The following is a 19,243-nucleotide window of genomic DNA, read 5'->3' as shown; positions in this document are numbered from 1 at the left end:
GCACACACCCACCGACGGAGACGAGCAATGAGCACGAGCGATCCCGAACGCAACCGCGAGCGCGACAGCGAGGCCACGTTCGGCGACTACGGCGGCCAGTACGTTCCCGAGGCCCTGATGCCGGCGCTGCAGGAACTCGAGGAGGCATACGAGCGCTACGTCCTGGAAAACGAGGACGGGTTCATGGACGAGTTCCGCGAGCGGATGCGCGATTTCGGCGGGCGGCCGACGCCGCTCCAGCGCGCGGACCGACTCAGCGAGCGCTACGACCGCGAGATCTACCTCAAGCGCGAGGATCTGGTCCACGGCGGCGCCCACAAGCTGAACAACGCGCTCGGACAGGTGCTGTTGGCGAAGTATATGGGCAAGGAGCGGATCATCGCCGAGACCGGGGCCGGCCAACACGGCACCGCGACCGCGATGGCCGCGGCCCACCTCGACATGCCCTGCGAGATCTACATGGGCCGGACGGACGTCAACCGCCAGCGGCCGAACGTCTACCGGATGCGGATGAACGGCGCCGAGGTGAATCCGGTCGAGGCCGGCAGTGGCACGTTAAAGGAGGCGATCAACGAGACGATGCGCGACTGGGCGACGACCGTCGAGAACACCCACTACGTGATCGGTAGCGTGGTCGGCCCGCACCCGTTCCCGAAGCTGGTCCGGGACTTTCAGGCCGTCATCGGCCGCGAGGCCCGCGAGCAGATCCGAGAGAAGGCCGGCCGCCTGCCCGACAGCGTCGTCGCCTGCGCCGGCGGCGGCTCGAACACGATGGGGACGTTCCACGAGTTCGTTCCGGACTGCGCGGACCCACGGTTCGCGAACGAATCGAGCGGGCGAAGCCCGCGAGACGACGACGTGGCCCTCTATGCGGTCGAGGCCGGCGGCTCGAGCCTCGAGATCGACGCCGAGGAGGGACTCGCGCCGAACTCCGCGACGCTCTCGACGGGGACCGACGGCGTCCTCCACGGCGCGATGACCAAGCTCCTCCAAAGCGAGGAGGGTCAGATCATGGAATCCCACAGCGTCAGCGCGGGACTCGACTACGCCGGCGTCGGCCCCGAACTCTCGTATCTCGCCGAGACGGGCCGCGTCACGCCAGTCAGCGTCGATGACGAGGCCGCGCTCAACGGCTTCCACCGGCTCTCGCGACTCGAGGGGATCATCCCCGCCCTCGAGTCGAGTCACGCGCTGGGTTACGTGGAAGAAGCGCACGACGAACTCGGCGACCTCGTCGTCGTCAACGTTTCCGGCCGGGGCGACAAGGACTTAGAGACGGTCCTCGAGGAGACGGAGAAACGCGATCTCGAGGCCGCGCCCGAAGTCGAGGTGTTCGACCGTGACTGACGACGTACCGTCGGCCACCGGCGAGTACGACAGCGACATCGAGGCAGCCATCCGCGAGAACCACCCCGCCCTGATCACCTACCTCACGGCGGGCGACCCCTCCCTCGAGGACACCAAAGCGTACGTCGAGGCCCTCGACCGCGGCGGCGCGGACCTGATCGAACTCGGCCTCCCGTTCTCGGAGCCGATCGCGGAGGGGCCGACGATCCAGGCCGCGATCAACCGCGCGCTCGAGGCCGGGACGACCCCCGAGGGCTTCTTCGAGCTGGTCGACGAACTCGAGACCGAGGCGCCGCTGCTGGTGATGACCTACTACAATATGATCCTGCAATACGGAGACGAACCGGACGTTCGTCCCTTCGTCGAGCGCGCGGCCGAGGCCGGCCTCTCGGGGATCATCGTCCCCGACCTCCCCGCCGAGGAGGCCGACCCGCTGCGCGAGGCCTGCGACGACCACGGCCTCGATCTGGTCTTCATCGTCGCGCCGACGACCGAAGGCGAGCGCCTCGAGACGATTATGTCGCAGGTCTCGGGCTTCGCCTACGTCCAGGCCCGCCTCGGGACGACGGGCGCCCGCGCGGACGTCTCGACGGCGACCCACGAGAGCTTAGCGCGCCTCGCGGAGTACGACGTGCCCAAGGCGGTCGGCTTCGGCGTCAGCGAGGGCGACCACGCGGCCGAGATCATCGAAGCCGACGCCGACGGCGTCATCGTCGGCAGCGCGCTGATCGACATCGTGGCCAGCAGCGACGATCCGGCGGCCGACCTTGAGGCGAAAGCCGAGGAACTCAAACGCGGCGCGATCCGCGGCGCGGAGACCGTCACGGTCGATACGGAAGATACACCGGAACCAGAACAGCCATAACCGCAAGATTGCTACACACTCGCAATGACTACCACAGGTATTGACGCGCGACTCGACAGAATCGGCACAGACGACTCCTACGTAATCATCCCGATGGATCACGGGATCACGATGGGGGCCGTTCAGGGACTGAAAGACATCGAAGCGACCATCGACGGTGTCACCCGCGGCGGCGCGGACGCGGTCCTCACGCAGAAGGGCGTCGCGCCCCGCGTCCACGAGAACAAAAACGACAAGGGGTACATCGTCCACCTCAACGGATCGACGACGATCGGCCCCGACGAGCAGGACAAACGGATGACCGGCACCGTCGAGGAGGCCGTCCGCGTCGGCGCCGACGCCGTCTCCTTCCACATCAACGTCGGCTCCGACCACGAACCCGACCAGATCACCCAGCTCGCGGAGGTCACCGAAGACGCTCAGCGATTCGGCATGCCGGTCCTCGCAATGGCCTACGCCCGCGGTCCGGGCATCGACTCCGCGGATCCCGAGGCGCTCGGCCACGCCGTCCGCCTCGCCGAGGAGCTCGGCGCCGACATCGTCAAGACGGGCTACAGCGGCGACGCCGAGAGCTTCCGCCACGTCGTCGAGTCGACCAGACTGCCGGTCGTCATCGCCGGCGGCTCGAAAGGCACCGACCGCGAAACGATCGAGATGGTCCGCGGCGTGATGGACGCCGGCGGTTCCGGCATCTCGATGGGTCGATCGATCTTCCAGCACGAGGACCCCGAAGCCATCGCGACCGCCGTCTCCGGCGTCGTCCACGACGATCTGTCGACCGACGAAGCGCTGGACGCGGCCGGACTGGCGCTGCAGGCCTGACCCGTCTGCGATCGTTCTCCATCGACTCGAGGCGCGCGCCGTTTTCTACCGTGGCGAGTACTGGCGCGTAATCGACGCACATCGAGCGCTGTCATCCGCTATCCGTCGCTTCGTTCTCTCGGTGGCTCCCCGGTAGCCGGTTCGTCGTAATTCGTCTCGAGGATCGACTGTTCGGCTATCGTTGATTTCCGGGAGCTTGCAGCTGCCGCCCATTTATCCGACGGTGGACGGTGCAAGCCGAACCCACTCCCCCATCTTGCCTGTTTGGTGGGTATGGAATCACGATTCGCTGCAGTCCACCGTCACACGCGTTCCGGCCGATGTCCGGAGGTGGTCACCGATGGCGAGTGAAACGTACGAGGTCGGCGGCGTACAGGCGACGGTCGCCGATCTCCTGGAAACGTACGGGCTCGGCGTGCTGTTCGCGGCGAACGTCTTCGGCGCGGGATCGGTCTACATCCTGGCCGACACCGGCGCGAACTTCGCGTTCGCGCTGCTGTGGGTCCTCCCGCTGGCCTTCCTCATCGACATCGCCCTCCACGACATGTCGGCCCGGCTTGCGGTCTCCCGAGAACCGCTGACCGACTACATCGTCGACTACCTGCCCGGCGTCAGCGGCCGCGCCCTCATCGTCGCGATGGCCGCGATGAGCGCCCTCTGGTCGATCTCGAACTACGCGATCGCCGGCGCGGCGCTGGCGTGGCTCGTTCCGGGACTGGACAACGTCCTCATCGGCATCCTGCTGGCCTCCGGTGTCGGGGTCGCGCTCGTCCAACTGCGGGTCTACGAGCGCATCGAGGGCGCGATCGCCGCGATGGTGATCGCCGTCTTCGCCTCCTACGGCCTGCTGCTGGTCGGCCTCGACATTCCGATCGGTGACGTCGCCGCCGGCCTCGTGCCGGCGCTGACCAGCGATATCGGCTACCTGACGGCGGTCATCGCGCTGCTCGGGACGACCGTCTACTGGCCGAACTTCTTCATCCAGTCGAGCATGGGCCCGACCAAGGAGTGGACCGACGTCAACAGTTACCGGCGCGACAACGCCGCCGGGATCATGACCACGCTCACCATCGGCGCGTTCGTGATGATCGTCTCGGCGGTCACGCTGACCGAGGGCGCGATGACGCTGACCGGCCCCGGCGAACCCCTCGCGGAGAGCCTCGGCCAGGGCGCGCTCTACGTCTTCCTGATCGCGGCGCTGCTGGCCAGCTTCAGCTCGGCGACCGGGACGCTGTTCGGCGCCGGCTACATGGTCCCGCAGGCGCTGGGTCACCACACCGTCTTCGGCGACGCGCGCTTTCGCGCGACCGTCGTCGGCCTCATCGTCCTCTCGGCGCTGGCCGCGTTCTGGCTGCTCGCCAATACCGGCCTCACGCCCGTCCGGATGGCGATCATCATGCCCGCGATCAACGGGCTGATCGCCCTGCCGGTCACCGTCCTCGGACTCATCGGCGCCGTCAACCGATACGGTGACGTCTCGAGGAAGGAAAACGTCGCCTTCGCGCTCGTCGCGCTCGTCCTACTGGTCGGCAGCGCCCTGACGGCCGAGTCGCTCGCGACGACCCTCGCCGGCTGGCTCTAGACGGGCCGAGAATTTTTTCGGTCGGTCGCATACCCGGCGTCGTGACTCGAGCGACGTTTCGGACCCACCGACTCGAGGAGACCGACACCGGCCACTACACCGAGTTACTGTACGACGACGGGGAAAACGACGAGGTACTGGTCTGTGCCGCCCACGGCGGCCAGGTCGAGCCCTGGACCGCCGAGCAGGCGGTCGAACTGACGGCGCGTCTCCCGTCCGCCAGCTGCTGGGCCTGTCTCGGCTACGACGACCAGCGGAAGCCGTTCGAGCTGTGGCATCCGCCCTCGAGCGCCTTCTCCCCCGAGGCGTATCCGCTGCTCGGCGAGATCGCCGACCGAGGCTTCGAGACGGTCGTCAGCTTCCACGGCCTCGGCGACGATCGCGTGCTCGTCGGCGGCGCCACCGACGCCGAGACGAAACGCCGCGTCAGTGACCGCCTCGAGACGGCAGTTTCGGATCCCGTCGAGTCGGTCTCCTCGGGCCCCTACGCCGGCGTCAGTCCGAACAACTTCGTCAACTGGCTCTCGCGGGACGGTGCGGGCGGCCTGCAACTCGAGCAGAGCCGGGCCGTCCGTGACGACGAGCGCGGGGACGTCGTCGCCGCCCTCGAGGCGCTCCGAGACGACGGCGTGCTCTGACTTTCGCAGGTGCGAGTTACCGGATCGGGAGCGGTATCAGTTGTTGGTAACCGAATTCGTTGCTCAAAGTTGGGCGTGAAAGTGGTGCTCAATACGGGCCGAGTAGGTGCCAGTGCGGCTGTTCATCTCTCCAGTAGCTGTAAAAAGCTGCATGCGGAATACAGAGAATGTGTCTTTCAGGAGCACTCAGAACGATTCGTCCGATTCTTCGCTTTGCTCACCGAGCGCTGGCGGCGTGCGATCACTGTAGCCTTTGCGTCCGATGGCGCCTTCGGGAACGTTGCTGAAGATGGCTGCACGGGCTTCCGTAGCCGAATTGAACTGCTCTTCAGGCACCGGGCTCAGCACCTCCGCAAGCGTCTGTTCGCCGTTTTGGAACCCGAGGACCGCGCTCCCGTATGCCTCGACCAGTTCTTCGCACGTCGTCGGATACTCGTGCTGATTGAGCTGGTGGGCGAGGGGGCCGAATTCGACCCCGAGTTCTCTGACGCGTTCGCGATCGGTTGGGTCGGACATTACGAGGTGTTCTTCATCATCGATCATAATAAACACCACACGTAATTTCTCGACCTGTTTAGTCTGTCATAAAAGGTGATTGTACGCTCTGTGTGCAGCACGCTGAGAAGAACAGTTCTTGGAACTGGTAAAATCGCCGGCGGTCAGTAAGCACACACGGTTACCGAAATTCCCGACTGTATTCCCCCGCAGATCCGAATAAAGAAATCGCGCTACCATCTACTGTTACGCGGAGCGCTCTGCGCCGATTCCGAGCGGATCCGTCTCGATCAGTACCTCGACGACCCTCCTCCCGACGCGGGCGGCGTTGTCGATCGCCAGCGCGAGACTCGCCGGATCGCCGTCGAAGCTCTCGGTGACCGACTCGCCGGGGGCCGGGCGATCGTAGTTCGAGACGGCCCGCACGCTCAGATACCGATCGCGCAGGCCGAACCGCTCGAGCGCCCGCGCCGTCGCGGCGTCTTCCATCTGAGTCGTCACGTAGGGGCCGACACCGTAGGCCTCGCAGAGCTCCGCTACCTCCCGCGCGTAGCGGGGGCCGTGCCAGAACTCGTCGCCGCAGACGGTCGTTCCGCGCTCGATGGTCGGTCCCGAATCGGGCGCTTCGGGATACGTCCGCTGGTACGCTCGAGCGTCGTCGTTCTCGAGCAGGTCGACGTCGCCGGCGGCCGCGAGCGCGCGCTCGACGAGGGCCTCCTCGAGGCAGTGGACGTAGTCCCGCGGGCGGTAGGCCAGCAGGTCGATCGGGCGCTCATCGGTGGAATCGCCGATGGCAGTCGATTCGTCGAGTTCGCCGGCGTCGTCCACCGACCCGTGATCCCACCGGTGTTTTCGGTCCCAGTCGACGACCGCGTCCGCGACGGCGACCGACCCCAGCGCGGCGGTCTCGGGCGACGACCCCGCGATACCACAGGAGACCACGTAGGCCGATTCGAGGTCGATCCCCGGGGTCGCGAGCAGGGCGGTAACGGTCGTCGCCGCGTCGCTCTTGCCGATTCCGGTGGTCGTGACGGCGATTCCCGCGTCGGTCAGGTAGACCGGCGTGTCGGTGCCCGGAATCTCGAGGGCGTCGGTGAGCTCGTAGCGCTCGAGCCACGGTCGGCGCTCGTCGAGGGGGTCCTCGAACGCCGCGGTGAGGACCAGCGCGGCCGGGGCGACGGGATCGTCCGGGTCAGGATCCCGCGGCGTCGAGAGCGTGTCATCGCTGGCGGTCATGGTCGGTCCTCGACGGGGCAAACGGACGTTCGTTCAGTTGCACGACTACCGGGAAACACATCCCCGCGAGACGATAAATCATTTGAGCGCGGTATTTATTTTCGGTACCGATCTGACCGTGCGGTGTAGATCGGTTCTCCCGCATCAACCTCGTCTCTGAGATCACCGATACACGGGTAGTATGAGGGTTTGCTCATGATGGTGTGAGCGGGATGGGTACCTATCACACCCATATAACGAAATGTGAGTAAATCGTAGATTTTTACCGACGAATACGTAGAATATTACCGATAGAACGTTTAGAACACCATCGAATAATTATAACCCTTCCAGGAAGTACTCTTCATGGTATGGGAAAACAAGGCACGCAAGACGACCTTCGAAATGTCAGTAGACGTCGATTCGTCGCGGCGTTGAGCGTCGCGACGGGGAGCGCCCTCGCGGGCTGTTCGGACGGGAGCGTCGAAGGGCAGTCGGAACCAGCCGATCCTCCCGAACCGGGCGATCGGATCACGGGCGCACGTCGTGTCGGTCCGCGCGACGTCAGCGACTTCGGATACAAGGATCTGTGGGGATACCGAAAGCGACAGGCAGTCGAAACGCTACTCGCAGACCCAGCGGTGAATGACGTGGCAAGCGATTGGGTCGCGTCGTTCGAAGCCTACGATCCGCTAACCAACGATCTCGATGCCATCAGCGTCCAGGGAACGACTGGAATGAGTGTCGATGGCGGCCGCGAATCCGGGGAGTTCGAGGTCACAGCGGAGCAACGGCAGGTCGCTTACGGTCTCGTCGATCGGCACACGGAGGAACTACTGGCGCTCCACATCACCGATCCGATCGATGTAACGTGGAACCGCGACTATCCGGATGAAGAGGGACGTCGACGCCACGAGTACGTCCTCGATCACGACGAGGTCTGGCAACACCTCGAGGGGAACGACTGGTATCCCATGGAGAAGGCCGCAGAGATCATCACCGCCTACGGCGACTACGCCCACGGGGAGGTCTCTCCCTCGATATACTACGTGATGCAGGACGGCGAACTCAACGTCGTAAGCACGTTCATCAACGTCGCGGGCGACGATATCGAACTCCTGGACGTGGTCCTCGTCGAGGATTTCGTCGAACATCCACCGCAGCAACTCGCGAGAGAGATGAATCCGGGCGGAGAGACGGTTCTCGGCAGCGTCCCGGAACCGCCAACGATGCAACGGCCGCAGATCACCGCACCGGAAGGATACCACCGCACCGAAAACGTCGACGAAGTCATCGAGGACGCGGGGTGGTCCGTCGAGTGGTCGGGTCCGCGAACCGTCGGTGCGGAGGTCAGCGCGACCTACAACGGCAAACCGGCGTTCGAGTACATTGCTCCGGTGAGCACGTCGACCGGCTACGCTCTTCCGGAGCGGAACGGCCGCAACACACGCGAGTTCATGTTTCCCGACAACGAGCCCGTCTTCAGCGGGGAACTGCTCTACTGGGACATCCACAGCAACGACTTCGGTGGACCCGGTGTGCTCGGGACGACCGAGTACCCGGAGACCCCCGAGCACCCGCGAGGGTTCCGACTTCGGACGCACTTCCACACGGGCGCGGTCCCGAACGCCCGTGACTTCCACTCCGGACATCGGTTCGCCCCGTACAACTACTACATCAACTACGACTTCTACGAGGACGGCGTCTTCATGCCGGTCTGGCAGCGTCAGGGCCCCGGCTATGTGACGGAGTTCCAGACCTACCGCGACGAGAAGTACGGCGGCCCGACGATCTTCTACGTCTCGAAGTGGGTAACCCGACCGACTCCCGGAACGACAGACGGTATCGAGACACAGGTTTTTGACGGGAGCGAGTGGACCACGCCGGAGACCGAGTTCTACCTCGAAGGCGACGATGAGACGCTGGTCCGGTTCCGGAACCCCGACGGCCCCGAGAGCATCACCCTCGCGCTCGACGATCTCAAGGAGGTCGTCGTCGTCCGCCCCAAGGAAGGCGAGATCGGCGAAGCCATCCGCGCCCTCGATCCGGAAGCCGAGTTCGAGTTCTATCATCCCGCCCAGTACGTCGACGACGAACCCATCCAGGGTGAGGAGGTCTTCGCCTGGCTGCTGATGGAAGGCCGACCGGACGAGGTGCCCCATCCGTCGGGGATAACCACGTACACGAGGCTCGGCGAGTTCACGCTCAGAGGATATTGACTGGAACACTCCGGACCAATCACGATCGGGTCTTCCCGATCACGCTTCGGTCAAATCGCTTCGCACGATTCGAGAAGCGCGTCCATCGCTTCACATCTGAAAACCGGCTCTTCCAGAAGCGGTACTCGAACGTCAATTCGTGTCCATTACGCTCGAGGGAACGCGTTACGCACCACCTCGATTCGAGTGAGGAATCGCGAAGTTCCCACCCTCGTCGCGCTCGAGTTCGATCGAAACACTCTCGAAATCCGCCTTCGTTCGTCGGTCCGTGACCGACGAGGACGCCCTCACGATCGACGACGAAATCGTCGCCCGCGCGCGGATCCACGCTCGTGAGGTCCTCGCGTCCCACGACCTCGAGATCGACCGCGACGCCCTCGAGTGGGACGTCTCGACGCGCGCTCGCCGCCGCGCCGGGGCGTGTCGCTGGGACGCCGACCGCGAGGCGGCGACGATCGTACTCACGCGGGCGGCCTACCGGCGGTACGACTGGGAGACGTTCGCCGGCGTCGTCCGACACGAACTCGTCCACGCCTGGGAGTTCCAGCGGTTCGGCGAGTCGGGACACGGACCGCGCTTTCGCGAGCGGGCGGCCGAACTCGAGGCGCCGCGTCACTGCGAGTCGTTTTCGGACCCCCGATACGTCCTCCGCTGTCGCGACGACGACTGCAACTGGGAGGCGCGGCGCCACCGCGCCTCGAAGCCCGTGAAGGCGCCCGACCGGTACCGCTGTGGCGCCTGCGGCGGCGCCTACGAGGTCGAACACGCGGCGAGCGGCCGGACGTGGACGACCGCGAGCGAGTTCGGCGGCGTGAAGTCGGCGCTCGGTGCCGAGTGGTGAGCCGGCGGCGACTCGCGACGGGCGATGGATAGCGGTCCCGAACCGGACGTCGATCCCGATCTCGAACCGCGAGACGGCCACGGAACACTTATTCGACTTCCGGTGTCTCTTTCAGGTATGGGCATACTCGAGTTGATGCTGGGCGAATCGGGTCCCGGCGAGAGCGGCGTCGAGGGGCGGTCGTACAAACTGCCGAAGGAGACCCACGACTTCGTCTACCCCGTCGCCGTCCGACGGTCGGAGATCGAGGCGTTCCGCGAGTTGCTCGCGGCCGACGCCGACGCGCCGTCGCCCGCCGACGACGCCGAGGAACTCGAGGCGGCCTTCGATCAGGTCCTCGGCGAGACCGATATCGACGCGGCGGAGTTGGCCGAGCAACAGCGGAAGCCGCGACTCGAGACGGAGGCGATCGTCGACCACTGGGCCGAGCAGGTCGACGAAGAGATCGGCGTCGTCTACGCTCGACCGGGAACCTATCCGACGCTGCTCTCGTTCGTCAAGCGCTGTAAGCAGCGCGACGAGGACGGCGACGACGCCTTCGAACTTCCCGACAGCGTCGCCGACGGCACCGCCTTCCTCGGCCGACTCGAGGCCGCGACGAACGAACAGTACCGCGCCGTCGTCCACACGGATCTGTTGCCGTCGAACGCGTAGACGACGCCGATCTCCGTCGTCCGCTGGCCCCGTGGATTCGCGGGACGGTGGACATATCAACAGGAACTCGAGTCCGAGTTCCTGACCCCACCATTTTTGCCCGTACTCCCGCAACGTCGACCCATGCGCAACGCGAAAATCGTCTGTACGCTGGGGCCCGCCTCGAGCGATCGGGGCACGATTCGGGAGCTCGCCGAGGCGGGAATGTCCGTCGCGAGACTGAACGCCAGCCACGGCAGCCGGGAGGATCGCGCCGAGTTGATCGACCGCGTTCGGGCCGTCGACGAGGCCCGCCCGGAACCCGTCGCGGTGATGCTCGACATGCAGGGGCCTGAGATCAGGACCGCGCCGCTGCCCGACGGCGAGACGGTCACCCTCGAGACCGGTTCCGAGATCCGGTTCGTCGAGGGCGACAAGGCGAACTCGGAGACCGTCGGCCTCTCCCTGCCCATCAGTGCCGTCGAGGAGGGCGATCGGATCCTGCTCGACGACGGGCTGATCGAGACGACCGTGTTAGCAGACGACGGCGACTCGGTCCGCGCCCGCGTCGACGCCGGCGGTGAACTGGCCGGCCGCAAGGGCGTCAACGTCCCCGGCGTCGACCTCGATCTGGACATCGTCACCGAGAAAGACCGGAAGGACCTCGAGCTGGCCGCCGAGAAGGAGGTTGACTTTGTCGCGGCGAGTTTCGTCCGCGACGCCGAGGACGTCTACGAGGTCAGCGAAGTGCTCGAGGAGTTGGGCGCCGAGATCCCGCTGATCGCGAAGATCGAACGGGCGGGCGCGGTGGAGAACTTGGCGGAGATCATCGAGGCGTCCTACGGGATCATGGTCGCCCGCGGCGATCTGGGCGTGGAGTGCCCGATGGAAGACGTCCCGATGATCCAAAAGCGGATCATCCGGAACTGCCGCGATGCGGGGTCGCCCGTGATCACCGCCACGGAGATGCTCGACTCGATGGTTCACGCCCGGCGGCCGACCCGCGCCGAGGCCTCTGACGTGGCCAACGCCGTCCTCGACGGCACCGATGCGGTGATGCTGTCCGCCGAAACCGCGATCGGCGACCACCCCGCCGAAGTCGTCGACGCGATGGGCAGCATCATTCACGAGGTCGAGAAATCCGACGAGTACGACGAGTTGCTCGAGCAACGCGTTCCCGCCGCCGGCGAGGCGCGGACGGACGCGCTGGCGCGCTCGGCGCGCTTCCTCGCGCGGGATATCGACGCGGACGCCGTCGTCGCCGCGACCGAGTCCGGCTACACGGCGCTGAAGACGGCCAAGTACCGGCCGGGCGTCCCGGTCGTCGCCTCGACGCCAAGCCACCGCGTCCGCCGGCAACTGTCCCTCACGTGGGGCGTGACGCCGCTGTACGCTCAGGTGTCGGATCAGGGCGCCGGCGCAGTCGTCGAGCGGGCCGTTCAGGCGGCCTTAGACGCCGGCGTCGCCAACAGCGGCGACACGGTCGTCGTCCTCTGTGGGATGATGACCGAACTCGAGGGCGCGAACACCACCAACATGCTGAAGGTCCACGTCGCCGCCGAGGCGCTGACGACCGGCCGCGTCGTCGTCGACGGTCGAGTAACTGGCCCCCTCGTCGAACTCACTGACGGCGACCTCACGGACGTCCCCGAGGGGGCGATCCTCTCCCTGCCGACCGACTTCGACGAAGAGTTCACGGGCGACCCGACGAAGATCGGCGGGATCATCGACGCCCAACGGGGGCTGACCGGCTACCCGGCGCTGGTCGCCCGCGAGATGGACATCCCGATGATCAGCGGCGCCGACCTCGAGGAGGCCGCCGACGGGGACGTCGTGACGCTCGACGCCGAGCGCGGCGTCGTCTACGGCGGAGATCTCGGCGAGCGAACCGACCGACCCTGACCGCGCCCCGGGAGAATCGATTTACGGGCCCACGGGTTTTTGACGCCCGAACTGTTACAGTCGACTATGCCAGACGATGCGGCCGGGACCGACGACGGCGAGGACCGGCGACGGCGGCCGTCGGGGTCCGACCCAGACGCCGACTACTCGATCGACGAGCGGTCGGTCTTCGATGTGGGGAACTCGGCGGATCGCGCCGACGAGAGCGACGAGATCGATGGTCGTTCACGCGGCGACGACGGATATCGGGTCCCGCTCGACCTCTCCGGAGACGACGACGCGGCCGGCGTCGACGCGGATGCGGACGAGGACGATGACGACCCGTACGCACCCGAGCCGAATTCGACGCCGATCGAACCCGGCGATCCGGACCTCGAGAGCGTGATCTTCGTCTTCCTCGGTGCGATCGCGATGACGCTCGTCCTCTTCCGGGTCATGACCCTCCCGCTGTGACTGTCCCCCCGTAACCGCGTCGACGGCTCTTGGCGACGGCACGCGTCGCTCCTCCGATCCCGTGTCCGCCACGCGGTACAGTCCGCGGACCCACATCCAGCGTCGCGACGCTCGACAACCTTTACTTCGGCTGAGAACTTAGCTGACAGTATGCTAGAACTACTCGTCGGAAACATGCCGCTCGCGCTCCTGATCGTGGGACTCGTACTCATGGGTCTCGAGGCGCTTTCACCGGGCGCACACCTCATCGTGATCGGGGTCGCACTGGTCGGCGCGGGACTGATCGGCGTGCTCGTCCCCCTCACCCTGAGCCCGATCGTCTTGGCGGCGTTGACGCTCGTCATCGGCGTCGGTGCGGCCTACGTCTACCGCGAGTTCGACTTCTACGGCGGCAAAGGCACCGCTCGGACCTCCGACTCGAGTTCGCTGTCCGGCGCGACGGGCTACGTGACCGAGACCGTCACGGCGCGCGACGGGCAGGTCAAACTCGAGGAAGGCGGGTTCTCGCCGTACTACAGCGCCCGGTCGACGGGCGGGACGATCGAGGAGGGAGAGGAGGTCATCGTCCTCGACCCTGGCGGCGGCAACGTGTTGACGGTCGAGGCGCTCGGTTCGATCGGCGAGGACGAAATCGATCGCGCGCTCGCGAAAGGGGCAGACGATGGCAACGACGCCGACGACGCTGCCAACGAGAATTCGCCGTCTGAACCCGAAACGGAGACCGAGACGGAGAAATCGAGCTGAGTCGACGGATCGGCGCAACATGTTGTCGAAATAAGGGAACGTTTTTCCCTCCACCGCCGCAAGGTCGAAATATGGTCGTAGAAACACTTCCACTGCAATCGGTCACCGGCGGTGCCCTGCTGGTCGTCGGTGCGCTGGTCCTCCTCGTCGTCCTCGCCGCACTGCTCAGTGCGATCGAGATCGTCGACGCCTACGAGAAACGCGCCTTGACCGTCTTCGGCGAGTACCGCAAACTGCTCGAGCCGGGGATCAACTTCGTCCCGCCGTTCGTCTCGAACACCTACCGGTTCGATATGCGAACGCAGACCTTGGACGTTCCCCGCCAGGAAGCGATTACCCGAGACAACTCGCCCGTGACGGCCGACGCCGTCGTCTACATCAAGGTCATGGACGCCAAGAAGGCGTTCCTGCAGGTCGACAACTACAAGAAGGCCGTCTCCAACCTCGCCCAGACCACCCTCCGGGCCGTGCTGGGCGACATGGAACTCGACGACACGCTGAACAAGCGCCAGGAGATCAACGCGCGCATCCGCCAGGAACTCGACGAACCCACCGACGAGTGGGGGATCCGCGTCGAGAGCGTCGAGGTTCGCGAGGTCAACCCCTCGAAGGACGTCCAGCGCGCGATGGAGCAACAGACCTCCGCCGAGCGGAAGCGCCGCGCGATGATCCTCGAGGCACAGGGTGAACGCCGCAGCGCCGTCGAGAAGGCCGAAGGTGACAAACAGAGCGAGATCATCCGCGCCCAGGGTGAAAAGCAGAGCCAGATCCTCGAGGCGCAGGGTGACGCGATCTCGACGGTCCTGCGCGCGAAATCCGCCGAATCGATGGGCGAACGCGCGGTCATCGACAAGGGGATGGAGACGCTCTCCGAGATCGGTCAGGGCGAGTCGACGACCTTCGTCATGCCCCAGGAGCTCACCTCGCTGGTCGGTCGCTACGGCAAACACCTCTCGGGGAGCGACGTCAAGCAAAACGGCGCCGAACTCGAGAGCCGCGAGTTCGACGACGAGACTCGCGAACTGATCGGCCTCGACGACATCGCCGAGATCATCGGCGAGATCGACGAGGAAGCCGAGATGGACCTCGAGGCGATGGAACAGGAGGCCCAGGCGATCAAGGAGGGCAAGGACGCCGGTACCATCTCCGACCCCGACGCGGTCATCGAGGAGATGGATCAGGACTTCCAGGAGCGAACCGACGGCGGATCCGAGACGGCGACCGACGCCGACTCGGCTTCCGACGACGCGGACGACGCGACGACTAACTGACCGCCGACCCGACGGCAGTTCCTCGGCCACCCGCCCGCCCTGTGGTTCGACCCCGTCCGAAAACCGAATTCCGCCACAAACATCGCGCAGAGACTATCACGCTTCACGAAACGAATTGGAGCGAAACCTGTTTTACGTCCCGTCCCATTTCTCGTAGTAAGCACAGCATGACGACATCAAACGGGGTCGACGACGAGAAACGAGCGACCCTCCGCCGCTTCGCCGCGCTCGGAGCGGCCTCACCGCTCGCCGGTCTTTCCGAGTCGGCCGCGGCCGACACGGGCGAGAGCGACGCTCGCGACGCGATTGCCGGCTATCTCTCGACGACGCCCGGCGCCCACTTCTCGAAGATTCGGGACGACCTCCAGTTGGGAACCGGCGAAACCCAACACCACCTGCGACGCCTCGAAGAACTCGAGGTAATCGAACGTTACCGGGACGGCGACTACAAACGGTTCGTGCCGGCCGGCCGATTCGACGAGTTCGAGAAACAGGCGCTCGGCTACCTCCGCCGGGAGACGCCCCGCGGAATGCTGATCGAACTCCTCCGGAACCCGGCGGCGACCGGCGGCGATCTCGCGGCGGCACTCGACGTTTCCCCGCCGACCGTCAGCAAGTACGCCGGCGAACTCGAGGACGAGGGACTGCTCTCCCGGGAGGACGGCTACGCCGTCGAACGGCCCGAGACGGTCCTGATTCTGGTCGTCCGCCACGCCGACTCCTTCGGCGACGCGGCCCGTCAACTCGCGCGGAACGCGGATCAGTTCCTCACGTACGACGGCTAAGAGCGCGCTACTCGTCGGTAATAGCGTGTTACGCGTCGATTTTGCGGCTGGTAGGGAACTGCTCAGACGACATCGGACAGCGCCGCCAGCGACTCGAGTTCGAGCGTCGCCTCGGCGGGACGGTCGAGGTCGCGATTGTGCGAGCGTCGGAGAAACGCCGTCTCGAGGCCGGCAGCGCGGCCGGCCGTGACGTCTTTTCTCGAATCGCCGACGTAGAGCCCCTCGCTGACGCCGAGTTCGTCGAGGGCGTCCTCGATGTAATCGGGTTCGGGTTTGCGTCGTCGGAACCCCTCGAACGTCGGGTCGCGACCGCGAACGACGTCGAAGTCGATGCCGACGAAGTCGGCGACGAACGCGGCGGTTTCGTGGCGGTTGTTGGTCACGAGCCCGGTCGTGGTTCGTTCAGCTAGGTCGGCGATCGCGTCGATATCGTCGTACAGTCCGCGCTCGCCGGTCCGGAGCCGTTCGTGGGTTCCCCGTGAGGCGTAGCGCTCCTTCAGTTTCCAGAATCGAGCCGGATCGATATCCAGGGCTTCGCAGTGCTCGCGAACGTTCTCGAGGTCGTTTCGTCGGAGATCGGCCCGCTGGGCCGGCGTCGGGTCGGCCTCGAGATCGGCGAGGGCGGTATCGGCGGCGTCCGTGTACACCTGCGGGTCGGTTCCCGGGCCTTCGAGAAGGACGCCGTCCATATCGAACAGAATCGGCCGTGACATTTCTCGCTCGGCCCTACACCGCGAACCGTGAAAAAACGGCTGCTACGCTACCGGACGACTGACAAAGAGAAAATACGGGGAGAGGCGGCGAATGGGTCCCGTCGTCTGGCGTCGTGGGCGTTAAACGTTCACTTTCCACGTCGTACTCGAGGAGTAACCCCATTTTTCGATTTCGACGTCGAAATTGCCGTCCTGCAGTGCGGTGATGTTCGATCCGACCTCTTTTGCGGTCATCCCAAGTTCCTGCCCGATGAGCCGGGACTTGAAGTAGGTCTTCGTGCCGGCGTTATCGCGGAGGTACTGGAGAATACGTTGTTGCTTGCTCGTGAGGTCGGCCGCCATTGCAGTGCTCATACTTCGTTCGATGGCAGGAACGCCCTTAGGGGGTTTGGTACGTGCGGTTAACCCGACGCCTGCGTGCGGTTTGGCTGGTGGTTAATGGGACCATAATGGGATAGAAAGCTTCCGTTGGTACGTGCGGTTAATATATGCCTTTTGATGAGCGTCAGATGTGATAGACCATCACGTGTTTCTGACGGTAATCCCCTTCGGTCTGTCAGATCCGGTGATGGGTCGCGCTACGATACTGCAGCGCTAGGCGCGGTCGGGACTCGACGCTCCCGCGACGAACGGACCGAACGCGCATGCAACCGCTTCGCCGAGCGCTCGCGTTCGGCTCGTCAGGCCGGCCGTCAAAACGCCGGCGGCGCCCTCGGCCTCGGCGATCCCGTCCGTGCCGAGACGGTCGTCCATCACCGGTCCCAGCTCCGCGCCGTCCTCGAGCCGACGCGCCACGTCGTCCGGGAGGCGAAGCGTCGGCCCGCCGCCGCGTTCCAGTCGGTCGCCGTCCGTCGCCGCGGCCCACATGATCAGTGAGAGCCCCGGGACGCCGTCGATACGGGCGACGCCGCCCTCGAGGCCGATCCCGTAGTCGGCGTCGGTCGCCGCGAGCGCACGCCGGGCGCGGTTCTCGGCGCCGGTAACGGTCTCCTCGATCGACCACGGCTGCTCGGGGACGCCGGAGTCGACCCCCACGTCGACGACGGTCGGGTCGAATCGCTCGAGGGTCCGTTCGACGGCATCGATCTTGGTCGGGTTCGTGCTACCGACTGCGAGGTCCATAGCGGCGGTTCGAAGGGACGGAAGTTGGGGGCTCCGGTTCGGCGAGACATCGGTCATGATTGTCCCGATCGTTCATACTAGTTCCGGCGAATTATCCGCTCTCGAGAGCTGTCTGCTCGCGATTCCGAAACCCTTAACCATCGAGTGTCTGAACGTGGAAGGTAACGAATCCGTCCGGGCTTTTGCAGCCAGTTCGGCCGGTCAGCATTCGCCATCGTATGAGCAACACACCATCGAACACAAGAGTACGGCGTACCGAACGCGAAACAGACGACACGACCGAAACGACGGACGAAAGCGAGCAGAGCAACCTCGACTGCCCCGAGTGTGCGGGCAACCTCGTCGTCGACGACGAGCACGGCGAGACGGTCTGTGAGGACTGCGGACTGGTCGTCGAGGAGGACTCGGTCGACCGCGGCCCCGAGTGGCGGGCCTTCGACGCCACCGAGAAGAACGAGAAGTCCCGCGTGGGCGCACCCACGACGAACACGATGCACGACAAGGGGCTCTCGACGAACATCGACTGGCGCAACAAGGACGCCTACGGGAACTCCCTGGGCTCGCGCCAGCGCGAGAAGATGCAGCGCCTGCGCAAGTGGAACGAGCGGTTCCGCACGCGAGACTCCAAGGAGCGCAACCTGAAGCAGGCCCTCGGTGAGATCGACCGCATGGCCTCCGCGCTGGGTCTGCCGACGAACGTCCGCGAGACCGCCTCCGTCATCTACCGCCGCGCGCTCGACGAGGATCTGCTCCCCGGCCGTTCGATCGAGGGCGTCTCGACGGCCTGCGTCTACGCCGCCGCCCGCCAGGCCGGCGTCCCCCGTAGCCTGGACGAGATCGCCGACGTCTCCCGCGTCGAGAAAAACGAGATCGCCCGCACCTACCGCTACGTGGTCCGGGAACTGGGCCTCGAGGTCCAGCCCGCCGACCCCGAGAGCTACGTCCCCCGCTTCGCCTCGGGACTGGACCTCTCGGACGAGGCCGAGCATCGCGCCCGTGCCCTCCTCCAGAACGCCAAGGAGAAGGGCGTCCACAGCGGCAAGTCGCCGGTCGGCCTCGCGGCCGCCGCGGTCTACGCCGCCGCGCTGCTGACCAATGAGAAGACCACACAGGCCGCCGTCAGCGACGTCGCAGACATCTCCGAAGTGACGATTCGAAACCGGTACCACGAGCTCCTTGAGGCCGAGGAGACGCTCGGCCTCGCGTAAGCGGTCCGTTTCGTTTTCCACCGTCGTTTCGACCGACGCTTTCGACTGCAGTTGCTCGATACTCTCCTACGGTGTTGAACTCCGTTCTCGATACGTTCGGTTTTGCTGTCAGTGGTATCACCGTCGCGGACCGACTGCCTCGGGCGTCGGCCAACTGGTAGTCAGTCGACGTTTTCCTCTGCCACGCAACCGGATCTAATCCCGCCAGATATAGTACCTACTCACATACAGTATCTGGGAAATATCTATAATGAGTAATACAGTAATGGAAGGTTCGTATTGGCACCAAATCCGATTTAACACTATCATATGGGCCAATTTATGAGGCTTTTATCGACATATACGCCCTCTTTCCCGCTCTACTTTCGCCTGTTCCAACTATACTCTC

The 19,243-nt window shown here is 65.3% G+C and carries 19 protein-coding genes; 14 read left to right on the top strand and 5 right to left on the bottom strand.

Annotated features, from left to right (window positions below):
• Positions 1 to 27: 27 nt before the first annotated feature.
• From trpB to HTUR_RS04225, 5 genes are all read left to right on the top strand, one after another.
• Positions 28 to 1,347, top strand: coding sequence for a tryptophan synthase subunit beta (trpB, locus tag HTUR_RS04245; RefSeq protein ID WP_012942066.1), 1,320 nt, complete (start codon positions 28 to 30; stop codon positions 1,345 to 1,347).
• Positions 1,340 to 2,212, top strand: a complete 873-nt coding sequence (trpA, locus tag HTUR_RS04240; RefSeq protein ID WP_012942065.1) for a tryptophan synthase subunit alpha — start codon at positions 1,340 to 1,342, stop codon at positions 2,210 to 2,212. Before trpB ends, trpA begins: the two co-directional genes overlap by 8 nt.
• Before the next feature lie 24 nt (positions 2,213 to 2,236).
• Positions 2,237 to 3,034 carry a 2-amino-3,7-dideoxy-D-threo-hept-6-ulosonate synthase gene (locus HTUR_RS04235; RefSeq protein ID WP_012942064.1) on the top strand — a complete coding sequence of 266 codons (798 nt, stop codon included), beginning with the start codon at positions 2,237 to 2,239 and terminating at the stop codon, positions 3,032 to 3,034.
• A 340-nt stretch (positions 3,035 to 3,374) separates the two neighbouring features.
• Positions 3,375 to 4,616 (top strand): NRAMP family divalent metal transporter, encoded by a 1,242-nt coding sequence (locus HTUR_RS04230; RefSeq protein ID WP_012942063.1) that lies wholly within the window; start codon positions 3,375 to 3,377, stop codon positions 4,614 to 4,616.
• Positions 4,617 to 4,657: 41 nt separating this feature from the next.
• On the top strand, positions 4,658 to 5,254 hold the full coding sequence (locus tag HTUR_RS04225; protein WP_012942062.1) for a poly-gamma-glutamate hydrolase family protein: 597 nt from the start codon (positions 4,658 to 4,660) through the stop codon (positions 5,252 to 5,254).
• A gap of 186 nt (positions 5,255 to 5,440) precedes the next feature.
• On the opposite strand, the gene HTUR_RS04220 is transcribed toward HTUR_RS04225, so the two are convergent.
• Both HTUR_RS04220 and HTUR_RS04215 read right to left on the bottom strand, forming a co-directional pair.
• A complete protein-coding gene (locus tag HTUR_RS04220; protein WP_049941601.1) occupies positions 5,441 to 5,770 on the bottom strand; it encodes a DUF5789 family protein in 330 nt (109 codons plus the stop codon).
• 225 nt (positions 5,771 to 5,995) lie between these two features.
• Positions 5,996 to 6,985 carry a phosphorylase family protein gene (locus HTUR_RS04215; protein ID WP_012942060.1) on the bottom strand — a complete coding sequence of 330 codons (990 nt, stop codon included), beginning with the start codon at positions 6,983 to 6,985 and terminating at the stop codon, positions 5,996 to 5,998.
• A gap of 350 nt (positions 6,986 to 7,335) precedes the next feature.
• Between HTUR_RS04215 and HTUR_RS04210 the strand changes: the two genes are divergently transcribed.
• The 8 genes from HTUR_RS04210 (at position 7,336) to HTUR_RS04175 (ending at position 15,812) form a co-directional block, all read left to right on the top strand.
• On the top strand, positions 7,336 to 9,183 hold the full coding sequence (locus HTUR_RS04210) for a hypothetical protein (RefSeq protein WP_012942058.1): 1,848 nt from the start codon (positions 7,336 to 7,338) through the stop codon (positions 9,181 to 9,183).
• A gap of 268 nt (positions 9,184 to 9,451) precedes the next feature.
• The gene (locus HTUR_RS04205) at positions 9,452 to 10,024 is read left to right on the top strand and encodes a SprT family zinc-dependent metalloprotease (RefSeq protein WP_012942057.1); all 573 of its coding nucleotides are present in this window, start codon (positions 9,452 to 9,454) and stop codon (positions 10,022 to 10,024) included.
• A gap of 117 nt (positions 10,025 to 10,141) precedes the next feature.
• Positions 10,142 to 10,678: a hypothetical protein gene (locus HTUR_RS04200; protein WP_012942056.1), complete on the top strand. Its 537-nt coding sequence runs from the start codon at positions 10,142 to 10,144 to the stop codon at positions 10,676 to 10,678.
• 123 nt (positions 10,679 to 10,801) lie between these two features.
• Complete coding sequence (gene pyk, locus HTUR_RS04195; RefSeq protein WP_012942055.1) at positions 10,802 to 12,559, top strand: pyruvate kinase; 1,758 nt, start codon at positions 10,802 to 10,804, stop codon at positions 12,557 to 12,559.
• A 66-nt stretch (positions 12,560 to 12,625) separates the two neighbouring features.
• Positions 12,626 to 13,012, top strand: a complete 387-nt coding sequence (locus tag HTUR_RS04190; RefSeq protein ID WP_012942054.1) for a DUF7312 domain-containing protein — start codon at positions 12,626 to 12,628, stop codon at positions 13,010 to 13,012.
• A 150-nt stretch (positions 13,013 to 13,162) separates the two neighbouring features.
• A complete protein-coding gene (locus HTUR_RS04185; protein ID WP_012942053.1) occupies positions 13,163 to 13,756 on the top strand; it encodes an NfeD family protein in 594 nt (197 codons plus the stop codon).
• Between the two features lie 71 nt (positions 13,757 to 13,827).
• Positions 13,828 to 15,027, top strand: a complete 1,200-nt coding sequence (locus HTUR_RS04180; RefSeq protein WP_012942052.1) for an SPFH domain-containing protein — start codon at positions 13,828 to 13,830, stop codon at positions 15,025 to 15,027.
• Between the two features lie 167 nt (positions 15,028 to 15,194).
• Positions 15,195 to 15,812 (top strand): winged helix-turn-helix transcriptional regulator, encoded by a 618-nt coding sequence (locus HTUR_RS04175; RefSeq protein ID WP_012942051.1) that lies wholly within the window; start codon positions 15,195 to 15,197, stop codon positions 15,810 to 15,812.
• 62 nt (positions 15,813 to 15,874) lie between these two features.
• Here HTUR_RS04175 and HTUR_RS04170 read toward each other — a convergent pair whose 3' ends face one another.
• The 3 genes from HTUR_RS04170 to yjjX all read right to left on the bottom strand — a co-directional run bounded on the left by HTUR_RS04170 (position 15,875) and on the right by yjjX (position 17,647).
• Positions 15,875 to 16,525, bottom strand: a complete 651-nt coding sequence (locus tag HTUR_RS04170) for an HAD family hydrolase (RefSeq protein WP_012942050.1) — start codon at positions 16,523 to 16,525, stop codon at positions 15,875 to 15,877.
• Positions 16,526 to 16,645: 120 nt separating this feature from the next.
• The gene (locus HTUR_RS04165) at positions 16,646 to 16,879 is read right to left on the bottom strand and encodes a DUF7123 family protein (protein ID WP_012942049.1); all 234 of its coding nucleotides are present in this window, start codon (positions 16,877 to 16,879) and stop codon (positions 16,646 to 16,648) included.
• 240 nt (positions 16,880 to 17,119) lie between these two features.
• Complete coding sequence (gene yjjX, locus HTUR_RS04160) at positions 17,120 to 17,647, bottom strand: inosine/xanthosine triphosphatase (RefSeq protein ID WP_012942048.1); 528 nt, start codon at positions 17,645 to 17,647, stop codon at positions 17,120 to 17,122.
• 218 nt (positions 17,648 to 17,865) lie between these two features.
• Between yjjX and HTUR_RS04155 the strand changes: the two genes are divergently transcribed.
• Positions 17,866 to 18,855, top strand: a complete 990-nt coding sequence (locus HTUR_RS04155; protein ID WP_012942047.1) for a transcription initiation factor IIB — start codon at positions 17,866 to 17,868, stop codon at positions 18,853 to 18,855.
• The last annotated feature ends 388 nt before the right edge of the window (positions 18,856 to 19,243 follow it).

Origin of the sequence: Haloterrigena turkmenica DSM 5511 (assembly GCF_000025325.1) — an archaeon.
In the GTDB taxonomy this organism is placed as follows: domain Archaea; phylum Halobacteriota; class Halobacteria; order Halobacteriales; family Natrialbaceae; genus Haloterrigena; species Haloterrigena turkmenica.
The sequence above is the reverse complement of the archived record's forward strand: the minus strand, read 5'-3'. Positions and strand labels throughout refer to the sequence as shown.

Excerpts from the sequence above, each read along its gene's own strand:
- trpB (WP_012942066.1), top strand. The coding sequence starts at position 28 with ATGAGCACGAGCGATCCCGAACGCAACCGCGAGCGCGACAGCGAGGCC.
- HTUR_RS04235 (WP_012942064.1), top strand. The coding sequence starts at position 2,237 with ATGACTACCACAGGTATTGACGCGCGACTCGACAGAATCGGCACAGAC.
- HTUR_RS04230 (WP_012942063.1), top strand. The coding sequence starts at position 3,375 with ATGGCGAGTGAAACGTACGAGGTCGGCGGCGTACAGGCGACGGTCGCC.
- HTUR_RS04220 (WP_049941601.1), bottom strand. The coding sequence starts at position 5,770 with ATGTCCGACCCAACCGATCGCGAACGCGTCAGAGAACTCGGGGTCGAA.
- HTUR_RS04215 (WP_012942060.1), bottom strand. The coding sequence starts at position 6,985 with ATGACCGCCAGCGATGACACGCTCTCGACGCCGCGGGATCCTGACCCG.
- HTUR_RS04210 (WP_012942058.1), top strand. The coding sequence starts at position 7,336 with ATGGGAAAACAAGGCACGCAAGACGACCTTCGAAATGTCAGTAGACGT.
- HTUR_RS04200 (WP_012942056.1), top strand. The coding sequence starts at position 10,142 with ATGGGCATACTCGAGTTGATGCTGGGCGAATCGGGTCCCGGCGAGAGC.
- pyk (WP_012942055.1), top strand. The coding sequence starts at position 10,802 with ATGCGCAACGCGAAAATCGTCTGTACGCTGGGGCCCGCCTCGAGCGAT.
- HTUR_RS04190 (WP_012942054.1), top strand. The coding sequence starts at position 12,626 with ATGCCAGACGATGCGGCCGGGACCGACGACGGCGAGGACCGGCGACGG.
- HTUR_RS04185 (WP_012942053.1), top strand. The coding sequence starts at position 13,163 with ATGCTAGAACTACTCGTCGGAAACATGCCGCTCGCGCTCCTGATCGTG.
- HTUR_RS04180 (WP_012942052.1), top strand. The coding sequence starts at position 13,828 with ATGGTCGTAGAAACACTTCCACTGCAATCGGTCACCGGCGGTGCCCTG.
- HTUR_RS04175 (WP_012942051.1), top strand. The coding sequence starts at position 15,195 with ATGACGACATCAAACGGGGTCGACGACGAGAAACGAGCGACCCTCCGC.
- HTUR_RS04170 (WP_012942050.1), bottom strand. The coding sequence starts at position 16,525 with ATGTCACGGCCGATTCTGTTCGATATGGACGGCGTCCTTCTCGAAGGC.
- HTUR_RS04165 (WP_012942049.1), bottom strand. The coding sequence starts at position 16,879 with ATGAGCACTGCAATGGCGGCCGACCTCACGAGCAAGCAACAACGTATT.
- yjjX (WP_012942048.1), bottom strand. The coding sequence starts at position 17,647 with ATGGACCTCGCAGTCGGTAGCACGAACCCGACCAAGATCGATGCCGTC.
- HTUR_RS04155 (WP_012942047.1), top strand. The coding sequence starts at position 17,866 with ATGAGCAACACACCATCGAACACAAGAGTACGGCGTACCGAACGCGAA.